The 14,416-nt window shown below is 70.0% G+C and carries 12 protein-coding genes; 8 read left to right on the top strand and 4 right to left on the bottom strand.

The features are described from left to right. Positions 1-3: 3 nt before the first annotated feature. From ACLZOT_RS15020 to ACLZOT_RS15000, 5 genes are read left to right on the top strand one after another with little or no spacing between them, the layout of a single operon-like run. Complete coding sequence (locus ACLZOT_RS15020; protein ID WP_416969356.1) at positions 4-1,527, top strand: AMP-binding protein; 1,524 nt, start codon at positions 4-6, stop codon at positions 1,525-1,527. Then, positions 1,524-2,678, top strand: coding sequence for an aminotransferase class I/II-fold pyridoxal phosphate-dependent enzyme (locus tag ACLZOT_RS15015; RefSeq protein WP_416969355.1), 1,155 nt, complete (start codon positions 1,524-1,526; stop codon positions 2,676-2,678). Before ACLZOT_RS15020 ends, ACLZOT_RS15015 begins: the two co-directional genes overlap by 4 nt. Beyond that, a complete protein-coding gene (locus ACLZOT_RS15010; RefSeq protein ID WP_416969354.1) occupies positions 2,671-3,957 on the top strand; it encodes an asparagine synthase-related protein in 1,287 nt (428 codons plus the stop codon). The genes ACLZOT_RS15015 and ACLZOT_RS15010 overlap by 8 nt, the downstream gene beginning before the upstream one ends. A gap of 43 nt (positions 3,958-4,000) precedes the next feature. Continuing rightward, positions 4,001-4,225, top strand: coding sequence for an acyl carrier protein (locus ACLZOT_RS15005; protein ID WP_416969353.1), 225 nt, complete (start codon positions 4,001-4,003; stop codon positions 4,223-4,225). Positions 4,226-4,284: 59 nt separating this feature from the next. Next, entirely contained in the window at positions 4,285-4,878 is a 594-nt protein-coding gene (locus ACLZOT_RS15000) for an NUDIX hydrolase (protein WP_416969352.1), read from the top strand. 334 nt (positions 4,879-5,212) lie between these two features. Here ACLZOT_RS15000 and ACLZOT_RS14995 read toward each other — a convergent pair whose 3' ends face one another. Further along, positions 5,213-6,061: a hypothetical protein gene (locus tag ACLZOT_RS14995; RefSeq protein ID WP_416969351.1), complete on the bottom strand. Its 849-nt coding sequence runs from the start codon at positions 6,059-6,061 to the stop codon at positions 5,213-5,215. Positions 6,062-6,369: 308 nt separating this feature from the next. Between ACLZOT_RS14995 and ACLZOT_RS14990 the strand changes: the two genes are divergently transcribed. After that, positions 6,370-7,347 (top strand): tyrosine-type recombinase/integrase, encoded by a 978-nt coding sequence (locus ACLZOT_RS14990; protein ID WP_416969350.1) that lies wholly within the window; start codon positions 6,370-6,372, stop codon positions 7,345-7,347. A gap of 171 nt (positions 7,348-7,518) precedes the next feature. Here the strand turns inward: ACLZOT_RS14990 and ACLZOT_RS14985 are convergent, their stop codons facing one another. After that, complete coding sequence (locus ACLZOT_RS14985) at positions 7,519-8,295, bottom strand: SDR family oxidoreductase (protein WP_416969349.1); 777 nt, start codon at positions 8,293-8,295, stop codon at positions 7,519-7,521. Between the two features lie 197 nt (positions 8,296-8,492). Here ACLZOT_RS14985 and ACLZOT_RS14980 point away from each other — a divergent pair, with 197 nt between their 5' ends. Further along, positions 8,493-9,335: a helix-turn-helix transcriptional regulator gene (locus ACLZOT_RS14980; RefSeq protein WP_416969348.1), complete on the top strand. Its 843-nt coding sequence runs from the start codon at positions 8,493-8,495 to the stop codon at positions 9,333-9,335. 214 nt (positions 9,336-9,549) lie between these two features. On the opposite strand, the gene ACLZOT_RS14975 is transcribed toward ACLZOT_RS14980, so the two are convergent. After that, positions 9,550-10,272, bottom strand: coding sequence for an SDR family NAD(P)-dependent oxidoreductase (locus tag ACLZOT_RS14975; RefSeq protein WP_416969347.1), 723 nt, complete (start codon positions 10,270-10,272; stop codon positions 9,550-9,552). Between the two features lie 77 nt (positions 10,273-10,349). On the opposite strand from ACLZOT_RS14975, the gene ACLZOT_RS14970 reads away from it, so the two are divergent. Continuing rightward, entirely contained in the window at positions 10,350-10,967 is a 618-nt protein-coding gene (locus ACLZOT_RS14970) for a TetR/AcrR family transcriptional regulator (RefSeq protein WP_416969437.1), read from the top strand. A gap of 338 nt (positions 10,968-11,305) precedes the next feature. On the opposite strand, the gene ACLZOT_RS14965 is transcribed toward ACLZOT_RS14970, so the two are convergent. Continuing rightward, complete coding sequence (locus ACLZOT_RS14965; protein ID WP_416969346.1) at positions 11,306-14,362, bottom strand: Tn3 family transposase; 3,057 nt, start codon at positions 14,360-14,362, stop codon at positions 11,306-11,308. Between the last annotated feature and the right edge of the window lie 54 nt (positions 14,363-14,416).

Genomic DNA, 14,416 nt, shown 5'->3' with positions numbered 1-14,416 from the left:
TCCATGTACACCGTCGGGGATCTCGTCCTGGCCAACGCCCGCACCCGGCCGGACGAGACGGCCGTCATCGACGGCACCCACACGGTCAGTCACGGCGAACTCGCCGCACGTGCGTCCCACCTGGCGCGCCACCTGCACGCCCTGCTCCCCGCGGGTTCCCGGGTCGTGCTGCTCATGCCGCGCTCGGCCGACACGATCGCCGCGTACTTCGCCGCGCACCTGGCCGGGCTCGTCCCGGTGATCGCCCACGACCAGCTCCGAACCCGCCAGATCGCGCACATCGTCGGCCACGCCGAGGCGGGACTGGCCCTCACCACCGGCCGCCTGGCCGGACGGCTGAGCACCTGCCTGCCGCCGCAGCACGTCCTGACGATCCCGTCCCTCGCGGACGCGCCGAAGACCGGACAGACCGTACGGCCGCGCGTCATCGGCCGGGATCTCGCCGGCCTGATCTACACCTCCGGCTCCACCGGAACGGCCAAAGGCGTGATGCTCAGCCACGACAACCTTCTCGCCGGCGCCTCGATCGTCGCCGACTACCTGGGACTGACGCCGAAGGACCGCACCCTCGCCCTGATGCCGTTCTCCTTCGACTACGGCCTGAACCAGGTCCTTGCCACCTTCCACGCGGGCGGCACCGTCGTAATCCAACGCTCCCCCTTCGCCCCGGACATCTGCCGCACCCTTCGCACGCACGGCGTGACCGGCCTGGCCGCCGTACCCACCCTCTGGAACGACCTGCTGCACCCAGGGTCCCCCTTCGTCACCGCCCGGTACCCGTCGCTGCGCTATCTCACCAACACCGGCGGCGCCCTGACGGCGACCGCCGTCGACGCGATCCGCTCCGCCCAGCCCCACCTGGCGGTGTTCGCGATGTACGGGCTCACCGAGGCGTTCCGCTCCACCTACCTCCCCCCGGACCTGCTGCCGCACAAGCCGACAGCCGTGGGCCGCGCGGTCCCCGGCTGCCAGGTCGATGTCCTCGACGAGGACGGACACCCGTGTCCCCCCGGCGAGATCGGCGAGGTCGTACACCGCGGCCCGACGGTCGCGCTGGGGTACTGGCGCGACCCCGAGGCCACCGCCCGCGTCTTCCGGCCCCGTCCCGGACTGCGCCCTCCGCTCCACGAGACCGTCGTGCACTCCGGCGATCTCGGCTACACCGACGCCGACGGCGACCTGTACATCACGGGACGCCGCGACGAACTCACCAAGATCCACGGAATCCGTGTCACCCCCACCGAAGTGGAGACGGAGGTGTCGGCCTCAGGGATGACCGCAGCCGCCATCGCCGTGTTCGTCCCCGATCCCGGCAACGCCTCGCAGCCGTGTCTCCTCCTCGCCGTCCAGCCCCAAGACACCACCTTCAGCCTCGACGCCCTACGGGCGTACTGCAGCGCCGAAATGCCGCCGCACATGCGCCCCCGCCGCATCTCCGTCCTCGACCACCTCCCGCGCACACCTCACGGAAAGCCCGACCGCCCCCGCATCCGTGCCCTACTCACCCACGAGGGAGACAGCCGGTGAACCCGTCCTTCGGTGAACTCCTCGTCCCCCTGGAGGAGTTCACCCGGCTCCACGCGAACACCCTGCGCCGGTTCGGCCGTCACGCCGTCGACCTGGCCTTCCCCAACCCGCAGTTCCTCGCCGACCCCCGCCCCTACGAGGTGCTCGCCTCCCTCGCCGCCCAGGCGGGACCCCCCGACCTGCGCTACAGCCCCTTCGGCGGGTTCACTCCCGTACGCCGCCGGCTGGCCGGCGCCCTCGCCAAGCAGCACTCCCTGCCCTACACCTTCAACGACATCGTCATGACGCCGGGAGCCACCGCCGCCCTCCACACCGTCCTTCGCGCGCTGTTCACCCCCGGCGACCACATCATCCTCTTCAGCCCGTGCTGGATGGACTACCCCCTGTACCTGGCAGATCTCGGCCTGCCCTACACCCTGGTCCCCAGCAAGGCGGACAAACACCTCGACCCCGGCGCCGTCGCCGCGGCGTGGACACCCAGCACCCGCGGTGTGATCATCTCCCAGCCGTCCAGCCCCACCGGGGTGACCCACAACCCCACCGAACTCCGGCAACTGGCCGCCGTTCTCGAACGCCACACGCAGCCGGGGCCGCCCCTGCTGATCGCCGACGAGGCCCACGCCCACCAGAGCTGGGACTGCACACCCTGCCCTGCCCCGGCCGCGTACTACACCCACACCCTCACGGTGCGGTCGTTCGGCAAAGCATGGGAGATGCAGGGGCAGCGCACCGGCTGCCTCGCCGTCTCTCCCCGCCTCACCCCCCGCCACGAGACCGCCACAGCGCTCCTGCGGCAGATGCGGATCAGCGGGCACTGCGCCCCGACCGCCCTGACCCAGCAGCTCGCGGCGGCCCTGTGCGAGACCGTCCCCGACCTCAGTGGCCTCGCCGACCTGCAGCGTCACACACGCCGGCAACTGCGCGCGGCCGGCGTCACCGTCCTCGACACCCACGCCACGCGGTTCCTCTACGCGCGCTGTCCCTGCGCCGACGACCAGAAGTTCGTCGCACGTCTAGCCGACCGCGGGGTCCTGGTGATGCCCTCGTCGCTCTTCCACGAGCACGGCTGGTTCCGCATCGCCCTCAACCTCGGCGCGCCCGGCCTCGACCAGGCCATCGCCATCATCTGCGAGGAGTACGCCCGTGCTTGAAACACACCTGCCCCTCACGAATGTCTGCTGGAACCCGGCCCAGGGCGCACACTCCACAGCCGTGACGCCGGACACGGCAAACAGCCTCCTCGGGCGCTTCTGCGACGTCCGCCACGACGGAGAACGGGTGATCGCCCTGCGTGACCCTCTCGGCCTCAACAAGCTGTACGCGGCCTTCCGCCCCGACACCGGCGTCATCGTCGCGAACTACCTCATCGACCTCATCAGATCGGGGGCCGCCTTCACCGGCATCTACGCCATTCCCCCGGGCAGCATCGTCACACTGGCCCCACGGGAGCGCACAGGCACGGTGCACCGCTACGCCGAGTTGCCCACACGTGCCGGCTCCGGCCGCGCGGCGGGCGAACTCGCCGCCGAGACCGCATCCCTCCTCGACCAGGGCATGCGGCACCTCGCCGCAGCCCGCCCCCGACTTCCCGTCGCCGTCTGCCTCTCCGGAGGGGCCGACAGTTCCGTCATCGCCTCCTACACACGCCAGTACTTTCCCCACGCCACCGCGTACACCTACAGCCCCGACGGCCAGCCGCTGAGCGAGGACGCCACCGCCGCCCAGGCCGTCGCCGACCACCTCGGCCTCCCCTTCCGGCTGGTGCGTGCCGACCGCCAGGACCTGCTCGACGCGATTCCCGCCGCCCTGGTCCATGGGCAGGACTGGCGCGACTTCAATGTCCACGCCGCCCTCGTCAACGAAATCCTGGCCGCCGCCATCGCCAACGACCACCCCGCAGGCGCGCTCGTTCTCACCGGCGACCTGATGAACGAGTTCCTCGCCGACTACACCCCCGTGACCCACCGGGGCACCGACCACTACCGGCTTCCGCGCCTTCCCCCGGACCGGCTGCGCGTCCACCTCACCCGGGGCCTGCAGACGGGCGACCGCGAAGTCGGAGTGTTCACCGCCCACGGTCTGACCGTCGTCCAGCCCTACAGCTGGGCCGCCAGCCAGCTCCTCGCCCTTCCGCACCCCGTCAGCAAACCCCGGCTCATGACAGCACTCGCACGTGGCACCCTGCCGGAACACATCCTTCAACGGCCCAAACTCCGCGCACAAATCGGGGACCGGAACACCGACACGGGCGTCCTGCCCCAACTACTGGACGCCGGCATCGACCAGCAGCACCTCGAAGACAGCTTCCGCCGAGCCCTCCTTATCCGATCGCCCCAGGAACTGCACTCCATCGTCCGCGGAGGCGTCCACCAGCCCGTCCCCACACCCCTCATCCCGGCGGAAGGCCACCATGCCCCCCTCACCAGCTGACGCCGCAGCCAGCATCGAAGCCTTCATCCGGCGCGAAGCAGCAGTGACCGCGGACGACCCCTCCTTCAGCCGGCAGGTGAACCTGTTCGACACCGGATACCTCGACTCCCTCACCGTGGTCGCCCTGAGCGTCCACATCGAAGAGAACCTCGGGACCCCGATCAGCGACACCGACCTCTTCGATCCCCGATTCGCCACAATCGACGGCATTGCCGAACTCGTCGCCGAACACGCCGACCCCACGCCGGACACCACCGCCGACCCATGACCCCCACTGCCCCCTCTTGACCCGTACCGGTCCAGCCCAGCCCGCCGAAAGGTCCCGCCATGCCACTCGCCCGATCAGACATCCGCGCTCTCGTCCAGCAGTACCTGTCGCGTCACCCCGCCGAACACGCCTCCGTAGCACCGTTGCTGACACTGCTCGAAGAAGCGGTGGAAGACCCGACAAGCCGCACGACGATGCCAGCGCACATCACGTGCAGTGCCGTGGTCATCGACCAGGACCGACGCGTACTGCACATCCACCACAAGGCGAGCGGTCTCCTGCTCGTCCCAGGCGGCCATCCCGAACCACACGACCACACGCTGCTCGCCGCGGCCGTACGCGAGGTCGGCGAGGAAACCGGCATCAAGGCCGACGCCCTGTCCCTCACCCCTCGGTTACTCAACGTTCCGATCGACATCGCCTTCCACAACATCGACGCCCGACCGGACAAGGACGAGCCACCGCACCAGCACTACGACGTCCGGTTCGCTCTCCACCTGGCCGTGGAACGTCCCGAACTCGTTCTCCAGACCGCAGAGGTCACCGGAGCCGAATGGCGCGGATTCGGCTCCGTCAGCTCCCCGACACTGCGCATCAAGCTCCTGGCGTCGGACCTCGACGGCCCGCCGTCCAGTGGTGCAGGGCCGCGATGACCGTGGCGGAGGCGTCGACTCGACCTTGCAGCTGGGTCCGCTCTCCTTTTATCGCCCTCAACTCGGCGCGCAGTTCCTTGAGTTCGCCATCGCGCCGCGCTTCCCCGGTGTGCGCCGGTGGCGGCTGTGTGGCGGTCCCATTCGGCCAGGATGCCGTGGGCCCGGTTCATGGTGGCTCGGCTGACGTCGGCTACCCGGTAGAGGTTCTCCTTGGTCAGCCGCCCGTCGGTGCGGGAGGGCCGGCCTGCGAGGAGTCGCTCTACCGCGGCTCGCAGGGACCTCGACGTCTCGGCCGAGACGTGGTCGGTGGATGTCCAGCCGGTGGGTGTCACGGTCACTTCTGGGCCCTCCGGATCACTGAACGGACGTCGTGTAGCTGACGGTCGAGCTGTTCGTGGCGGCAGGGGGCGATCTTGGGGGTGTCCAGCAAGGTCAAGAGACTGGTCTCCTCACTCCGCCAGATCATGAGGTGGCCGGGGGTGATGACGCTGTTGTGACAACGTCCGGGCTGACAACGGTCGATCAGCGGCCCGCTGTGTCCGGCGGGAAGGATCGCCTCCTCAATGCACTTCGCGCCGTCGGGGTTGTTCTGGTCGAAGGCGCAGTGGTTGAGCTTGCCGAATCGGAGGATGACCCGGGTTTTGTGCAGGAGGTCGTATTCGATTCGCTTGCCGCCGGTCTTCGCGGTGCGGGTCACCTCCGTAGCTGCCTCCCTGACCGCGTCGAAGGTGCCCACAGCTTCTCGACACCGGGGCCGTAGCCGATCGTTTCGCCTGCGTGGTGCTGGTCGTAGAGGTCCCGCAGCCGCATGCACCGGGCGTCCTCGATCGCGGTGTCCAGCAGGCTGGCCCAGGAGGAGTCGGACGCGGCATAGCCCTGGGTGTCGGGTGGCCAGGGCCCGGGTGGCCGCGTGCTTCGGCTGTAGTCCCAGGGCGATCTCGGCGCCGGGCTCGGTGCCGACCGACATGGACATCGTCTTGCGGAACATGTGCGGGGCGATCTTCTGAGACGGGATTGGATCCAGGCCGGTGCGGCCGTGGTGGTCGTTGACGTGCTCGATGAACCGCTCGATGAGCTTGCGGCTGACACTGAACTCGTAGGTCTTGGTGCCGTCGATGTCGCCGGGCAACCCGGGGTCGGCGAAGACTAGATCGCGATGGCGGGAGAGTTCCTCGGCGACCACGATCGCCTGTGCGACGGGCTCGGTGATCCACCAATGTTCCAGAGGTCGGCCGGGGTCCTGCTTGCGTTTGCGGGAGACGACGGCGGGGGCTCCGTAGAACTCGGGGGTTGAGGAACATCGGAACGAAAACCGGCGCTAAGCCTCGATCGGCCCTGGTGGGCGGCTGACGGGGCGCCGATGGCCCGACCCGTCTGAAGTCGTTCCGCAGATAACGCCCTATTATCCGTGGCATCGCTGATCACGACCTGCGCTGACGTCCGCGCGGTCGTGCGCGAAGCGACCCTGTTATCTGCGGTAAGGAGGGGACCGTGCCCGCCGTCGTACGACTGCCCGCTGGGAAGGCGTTGACCGTCCGCGCGGCGGCCGACGTTTTCCTCGACTCGCTCGGAAACGCCAACACCCTCCGCTCGTACGGCATCGGGGTGGGCAAGACCGCCGAGCGCCTCGGCGAGGCCCGGCCGCTCGCCACCGTGGCGGACGACGAAGTCGGCGGCACCCTTGAACAGCTGTGGGGCGAGGCGGCGGTCAACACCTGGAACGCCCGCCGGGCGGCGGTGCTGTCCTGGCTGGGCTGGTGCGCCGAGCGCGGCTACGACGGCCCGCAGGTGCCGGCGTGGGCGAAGCGGCTGCCTCCGCCGGACTCGCAGACCCCGGCCCGCTCGAAGATGGCGATCGACCGGCTGATCGCCCGCCGCGACGTCCATCTGCGGGAGAAGACGCTGTGGCGGATGCTGTACGAGACCGTCGCACGGTCGGAGGAGATCCTCGGCGTCAACATCGAGGAGCTGGACCTGGCCGGGCGCCGGGCCCCGGTGAAGGCCAAAGGCGCCCAGCCTCGTACCCGGCGCCGGGGCGCCCCGCGCGAGGACTTCGTGCTGGAAACCGTGTACTGGGACGCGGGTACCGCGCGCCTGCTGCCCCGGCTGATCAAGCGCCGTACCCGCGGGCCTGTGTTCGTCACCCACCGCCGTCCAGGGCCCGGGAAGGTCGTCAGCCCGCGCGACGTCTGTCCGGACACCGGGCTGGTCCGCCTGTCGTACGGGCAGGCCCGCGCCCTCCTTGATGCGCATACGGCCGTTGGCGGGGTGCCGGGAGCGGGTTGGGACCTGCACGAATACCGGCACTCCGGCCTCACCCACCTCGGCGAGGCCGGGGCCAGCCTGCCCATGCTCATGGCGAAGTCCCGGCACAGGAAGCCGGAGAACGTCCGTCGCTACTTCCATCCCTCGGCGGAGGCGATTGCCGAGGTCACCAGCCTGCTCGGGCCCGGCGACGGCAGGCGCTGACGCCACGGGGAAGGTGCCGCCGCCCGGCCCGTCGTCCGGCCCGGTCGCACCGTGTCCTGCAGTGCTTTGCCGCACATCACCGCCGTGCCGCCGGCGCGTCATCGGGGCCGATTGATCCGACTCGGGGGCCGTGCCCCGTCGGCGTGAGCGGCGGCCTGCGACAACGCCCGGTCAGGCGGGCTGGCCCGTCGGCATGACGGTGATGTGCGGAAGATTCACCCGCGGCGGGAGGCTCGCGAGGAACCCGACGGTCTGGGCGATGTCCTGGGGTTCGAGACACGGCACCATCTCCTTGAAGCCCTCCGGGAACGAGGGCCCGCCGCTGCCGGCGACGTGGTTCTTCAGCTCGGTGTCGACGAGACCCGGCTCGATCACCGAGACTCGCACCTTCTTCGCGCCCAGTTCGGCCCTGAGGTTGTGGGAGAGGTGGGTGACGTACGCCTTGGTGCCGGCATAGACGGCGAAGGCGGGCAGGAGGGAGTGCGCCGCGATGGACGAGGTGTTGATCAGGTCAGCCACTCCGCGCTCGGCGGCGGCGTTCACCAGCTGCGGCGTGAACGCGGCGATGACGTTCGTCAGGCCCGTGACGTTGAGGGCGATCTCGCTCTGCCACGAGCCTTCCGTCAGCGCCTCGGCCGGGTTGAAGAGCATGACGCCCGCATTGTTGAAGAGCAGGTCGGCACCGCCCAGCTCAGCGGCCACCCGGTCGGCGGCCGAGTGCACCGCCACCGTGTCGGTGACGTCGGCGGCCAGTGCCCGGGCCTGACCGCCGTTCTTCTCGATCCGGGCGACCAGGTCGCTCAGCCGCTCCGCACGCCGCGCCAGCACGACGACATGGGCGCCCAGCTCGGCCAGGTGCTCGGCCGATGCCTCGCCCATGCCGCTGGAGGCTCCGGTAACGACCGCGACGCGGCCGGTGAGGGGACGGGCAGAAGTCTGCGTGGTCATGGTGCACACCTTCCGAAGGCGGGTGAAGTGACAGGTGGCCGCGGCCGGTCGCCGCAAGCTCCTGAACCACGACACCACCCGCCAGGCCCCCATGGGCCGCCAAAACGGGCCCTCATCAGGCAGGTCCTGGCGAGGCTGGTACTGGCAGGGCCACCCAGCCGAAGCCCGGGCGCGCCCGGCCTGGCCACACTGGAGACATGGACCGAAGCAGCGAGATCGCCGCCTTCCTGCGCTCACGGCGCGCCGGGATCACCCCCGACCGGGCCGGGCTGCCCGCCGACGGACGCACCCGCCGGGTGCCCGGGCTGCGCCGCGACGAGGTGGCCCGCCTGGCCGGCGTCAGCACCGAGTACTACACCCGCCTCGAACAGGGCCGCGCAGGCTCCCCGTCGCCCGAAGTCGTCGAGGGCCTCGCCCGGGCCCTTCAGCTCAACCCCTCCGAGCGCGAGCACCTCACCAACCTGCTGATCCGCCCCGCCACCACACGCCGCACTCCGACCAGCCCGCAGCGGGTCAGGCCCGGCCTGCACCTGATGCTGCAGACGCTCGACCACGTGCCCGCCTTCGTCCTCGGCCGCCGCGCCGACGTCCTGGCCTCCAATCGCCTCGCCCGCGAGGTGCTGACGGACTTCGACGCCCTGCCCGCGCCCCGACGGAACCTGGCCCGCTACTACCTGCTGGACCCCGAGGCCCGCGAACGGGTAGCCGACTGGGAGCAGGTGGCGGCCGAGACCGTCGCCATTCTCCGCCTGGAGGCCGGCCGCCATCCCCGGGACCGCCGGCTCGCCGACCTCGTCGGCGAACTCACCCTGAAATCACCCGAGTTCTCCACCTGGTGGAACGACCACCGGGTGCTGAGCCGCACGCACGGCACCAAGTCCTACCATCACCCCCTCGTAGGCGACCTCCACTTCTCCTACGAGTCCTTCCAGCCCCTTGGCGATATCGACCAGACGCTGTGCGTGTACAACGTCGAACCGGGCTCCTCCACTGCCGAGGCCCTTCAACTCCTCACCAGCTGGACGGCATCGAAGCTGTAGGTCCAGCCCCCGTCCGAGCCCCACGCTCCACCTGCGGGAGCGTCACAGCCGCCGAGCACGGAGACGAGCACGCCGGTGCACAGCTCTGTGTGTGACTGGTGGCGCTGGGCCATGGCCGTCGCCGCGGGGCCCACGGACTGCCCGGTCTGCGGGCAGAATTGCGTGCCCGGCAGCGGGCAGGTCATGCGGACCGCGAAGCAAGGTGACGGGAACGTCAGGATACGGCGGGCGCTGGGACGATCTGCTCCAAGCGATCGCGCTTGGTGAACATGTCCCAGTACTGGTCAGCCAGCTCGGCGGGCGGGATGAGGGGCATTCCGCCGAGGGTGGGGTCCGCCTCGTACGCCGCTTGGTGGCCAGCCGTGCCTTCGACCAACCCGGCAACGGTGACGGCGCCGACATACACGCCCTTGTCGGCGAGTTCGCCGTGAAGGGACTGGAACCAGTTGCGGGTGGCCGCGAGGACAGCTCCGAGGCCGCTCATGCCGGGGTAGCCCGAGAGGGCGGACATGCCCTGGCCGAACAGGAGGCCGCCCTCGCCCCGCTCGACCATCTGGGGAACCACTGCTCGGGCGATCTCGATGGGCGTGTGAAGGTAGAGGTCGGCGATCGGACGCAGGAAGTCGGCGGCGACCTGGGCAGCGGGCAGGAACAGGTCCTTCGCCGCGCCGATCGGGGCGTACTCGATGACGTCGATGCGACCGAAATGCCCGGAGACCCGGTCCACCAGCGCGGGCACCCCGGCCGAGTCGGAGAGGTCCGCGGGGAAGGCGGCGGCTTCGATCCCCTCCTTGTCGAGCGCCGCCACCAGCTCGTCGAGCGGCTCCTTGCGGCGGGCGACGAGTGCGGCGGCGTATCCCTCGCGGCCGAAGCGGCGAGCGGTGGCCGCGCCGAGTCCCGTACCTGCTCCGAAGATCGCGATGGTCTTCTCGGGCATGACATGCTCCCTGTCCGATTACTTGATGGTGCCCTCAAATTTGCTTTCGCCGTACCATAGGGGCCAACTTGACGGAGGTGTCAAATTTGGAGGCGGGAGTGGCGGTGGCGAACGACGGGACAGGGCGCCCGGTCCTGCGGCGTGATGCGCAGCGCAGTATCGAGAAGATCACCGCCGCCGCCCTGGAACTGTTCACCGAACGCGGTCTGGACTGCCCGCTGGAGGAGATCGCCCGCCGAGCAGGTGTGAGCCCGGGGACGATCTACCACCGCTTCGGGAGCCGCGAGGCACTCATCGACGCCGTAGCCCCCGACCTGGCGGCTGCGAAACTCTCCAGGGCGATCGACGAGGCCGGTGCGCGGGAAGGCGCATGGGAACGGTTCTACGGCTATGTCGAGGCGATCAGTTTCCTGATGACCACGGACGCCGCGCTCAGCGATGCGTTCGCGCGGCGCTACGACGACACGCCCCGCCTCGGCGCCGTCTGCGAGGAAGCCCTCGCGCATGGGGCGGTGCTCGTGAAGGAGGCCCATGAGTCCGGCGAGTTGCGGGATGACTTCCTCGTCGAGGACCTGATGTCCATCTTCCTGTCCGTCGCCGCCGTCTCGCGCTCCGTACCCGGTGCCTGGCGCAGGGCCCTGGCCTTCACCCTCGACGGACTGCGCGCTTCTGCGGCCCCTCCTCCGGGGCCTTGACGAGAACGGCATGGGCGAATCCGTTCAGTGGGTCCCGCGACTCAACGCTGGCAGCCTGCGCCGCCGCCGAGGAGCCTGCGAAGGCCGGCTGACTTCTGCCGCTACCTGCCTCGACGGCCAGCCGTCCCGCTTTCACGACCACGCCAGTGCCGTCGTTGCTCCTCGGTATCCCAAACTCGGGTGATCACCTGACTCCGGATGCAGTCGACACACGCCGTCCCGAGACATCAACGAAGCCACCATGACGTCCCGGCTCGTGAGACGGCTTCGGGAACCCTGCCCCCGCAGCTCTGGCCAGCGCGGACAGGGTCAAGGAAGCGGCGGCCCCGCCAAGGTCTTCACTCTTCGCCGGTGGCGTCCTTGTCGCGCAGGGGCCGCAGGCCCCCAGACAGGTCGGGGAGCTGGAACGAGTAGCGGCCGAACATGTTGATGTGGTGCCGCACGAACGGCGAGAGCCGGGCCACGTCCTCGTCACGCACATCGAAGCCGTTCACGCGCAGCTGTGTCACTGCGGCGTCCATGTACCGCGTGTTGAACAGCACCAGGGCGTTGAGGACCAGGCCCAGGGCGCCGATCTGGTCTTCCATACCGTCCTGGTAGCGCTGGTAGAGCTGCCCGGACCGGCCGTGGAAGATCTTCCGGGCGAGGGAATGACGGCCCTCCTGGAGGTTGGCCTGGCTCTTGATCTGCCGCCGGTAGCCGGGCTCGTCGGCCAAACGCAGGATGTGCAGGGTCTTGGAGATCCGCCCGTAGTGGGCGATCGCGTCACCGAGCGGGGTGGGGCGGCCGTCGCGGGACAGCATCCGGATCACGTCGTACGCGCGCACGGCGCCGGTGTGGATGGAGCCGATGATCCGCAGGATGTCCTCCCAGTGCCGTTCGATCCTGGCGAGGTCGACCCGGCCGCGGGCCGCGTCCTGGAAGGCGCCGTAGTCGGCCGTGCGGTTGATACGCCACATCTTCTGATCCGGCAGGTCAGCGAGCTGCGGCGCATACGCGAACCCCGCCAAGGTGAGCAGCCCGAAGACAATGTCGCTGTATGAGGCGGTGTCCGTGACGATCATCTCCGGGCGCCTGCCGCCGTCGCGGTCGTAGAGGACGTCCAGCACGTACAGCGAGTCGCGCGGGGTGCCGGCCACCACCTTCCCGCCCAGCCCCGCGGCCTGGTCGTTGATCATGTTCAGCCAGGTCGCCCCGCCCCGGCGCCCGAAGTACTTCGGGTTCGGCCGCGCGTACACCGACGGCACGGGGACGACGAACCGCATACCGTCCACGGAGGCGACCAGGCCGCCGCCCCACGCCTGCGCGAGCGGGATGGCTGCCTGGTAGTCGATCAGCGTGGCGTTCGCGGCCCGGTACGTCGCCAGTCGCAGATACGTCTGGTCGACATGGGACAGGCGCCCGTACTTCAGCGCGTCCGCGGCCCCGATGACCGGGGTGTAGCCGACGTTGCAACTGTGCGCGACCAGCAGCGCGGCGATCGTCACGTGCAGGTCCTTCAGCCGAGCCTCGCCGCCGGTGACCGAGGTGAACGCCTGGTCGGCGCCGGTCCAGGAGAACACCTCCAGCAGGGCCTCCGGCAGGTCGACCCGGGGCAGCATCGCCTCCACCGCCTCCCGCAGCTGGCGCAGTGAGGCGGGTTCAGGCTCCGGCTCCAGCGCGGCGAAGTGCAGCCGTCCGTCGTCATCGAACACGATCTGGGAGTTCGCCGGCACCCGCGCGGCGACCTCGCGATAGGTGCCGTCCAGCAGCACGGCCCGCGCCGCCAGGTGCTCACCCGCCCCGGCGGGCAGGTTGAGCGAGGCGAGCACGGTCGGCTTGGCCTGCTCCCACGCTTCCCCGTCCAGCAGCTTCGCCCTCGGGTCACCCCACTTGGAGGAGTTCTTCGCGAACACCTGCTTGCTCCGCAGCATCCGGTGGACCTGTTCCAACACGCAGAAGGCGTACGCCTTCCAGTCCACCGTGCCCGGCTCCAGGTGCGGCGCGGACAGCACCAACCGCCGCCACGAGCCGGTGACCAGGCCGGTGTCGATCTCGGCGGGTCCCACCTTCTTGCGGCCCATCAGGTCGGGCAGCGTCTTCAGCGCCTTGAGGACCGGCAGGCCCTCCGGGGTGGCGTCGAAGTCGACCACCGTCACCAGCAGCTTCAGGAACGGCCGTACGGTGCCGAAGCGGGTGACGAGCTGGGCCCGCCATGCCTCGTCCGCGTCCGAGTCGAGCGGCGGAGTCAGCTCGAACAGCGCGGCGATCGCCGCCGCCAGCTCATGCCGGGGCACCACCTGCTCGATCCGCTCCCACATCGCCTCCAGCGTCTCCACCTCCGGCGGGCTGATCTCCCCGGTATCGGTGTCGACTTGCTCGCTCGTGGTGTCGAACACGATCTGGAACGCGGCGGCCAGCTTCGCCGACGCCCGCTCCACCCGCGGCAGGGCCTTCAGCTTCTCCTTCACCGTCTCCCGCTCCGCCCTGGCCAACAGCTTCGTCGCGATCAGCACCTCCAGCAGGTCCAAGGCGTCATCGACCGCCCGGGACGTCAGATAGACCGCGGTGGCCAGCAGCGTGGCCAGGCGCCGGGAATCCCCGTGCCGCCTGAGCAGCGACGCCTTGCCGTCAACCCCGTACCGCGACAACTCCGCCAGCCGCCGTGGCGGTATCGCGGACACATCCACCTCGCCCATCCCGAAGGCCGCGATCTCCTCGGCTCGCTCCAGCGCCCACTTCATCTGAGGCCCGGAAATCCGCACCGGACCCCGGCGCAGCCGGTCCAGCTCCGACACCCGGGCGCCCGGCGGCACCGTCAGCAGGGAGTCGAGCACCGCCCGCTGACCGGTGCTCAGCAGCCCGTAGAGGGTGTCCCACAACCGCTGGTTCGCCGCCTCCCTCACCGCGGCCACCAGCCGGGCCAGCGTCGTCACCCCGGGCAGCAGCACGCGCCGCTCACGCAGCCACCCCGCCGCCGCGTCGAACAGCGCCTTCGGGCCCTCCCCGGTCGTCCAGGCCCGCGCATCCACCCACGCCCGAAGCTCCGCCTCCGACTCGGCGAACTCCGTGTACTCCAGGACCCGCCGCAGCTCACGGACGTGATCGAGCCGGGTGTTCTCCCGCTCGCCGTACGCCTTCAACGCCGACGCGTCCGCGACACCCAACTGCCCAGCGAGGTAGTCGACCACCTCCGCCGGCACGTCCGTCGGATCGTCCAGGAACACCCCGAGGAACCGCACCGTGGTCATCTGCACCGCGAACCCGAGCCGGTTGTGGGCCCGCCGCTTCGGCTCGATCAACGCCCGGTCCGCGTCGTCCAGGAAGAAGAACCGCTCCAACTCCGTACGGGACGGCGCCCCGTCGTACACCGCGTACTTCGCGGCTTGCTCATCCGTCAGAAACTCGACCGGCACCCCGGACCTCCAGACAGTCAGTGATCAACACGACTGCCGAAGGCTCCGCCCCCG

This window comes from Streptomyces sp. 4F14, assembly GCF_048159485.1.
Taxonomy (GTDB): Bacteria; Actinomycetota; Actinomycetes; order Streptomycetales; family Streptomycetaceae; genus Streptomyces.
Note: the sequence above shows the minus strand (reverse complement) of the source record. Positions and strands in the feature narration are given on the sequence as shown.

Bases quoted from the DNA above. Each gene is read 5' to 3' on its own strand.
- ACLZOT_RS15020 (WP_416969356.1), top strand. From the start codon at position 4: ATGTACACCGTCGGGGATCTCGTCCTGGCCAACGCCCGCACCCGGCCG.
- ACLZOT_RS15000 (WP_416969352.1), top strand. From the start codon at position 4,285: ATGCCACTCGCCCGATCAGACATCCGCGCTCTCGTCCAGCAGTACCTG.
- ACLZOT_RS14985 (WP_416969349.1), bottom strand. From the start codon at position 8,295: ATGACCACGCAGACTTCTGCCCGTCCCCTCACCGGCCGCGTCGCGGTC.
- ACLZOT_RS14980 (WP_416969348.1), top strand. From the start codon at position 8,493: ATGGACCGAAGCAGCGAGATCGCCGCCTTCCTGCGCTCACGGCGCGCC.
- ACLZOT_RS14975 (WP_416969347.1), bottom strand. From the start codon at position 10,272: ATGCCCGAGAAGACCATCGCGATCTTCGGAGCAGGTACGGGACTCGGC.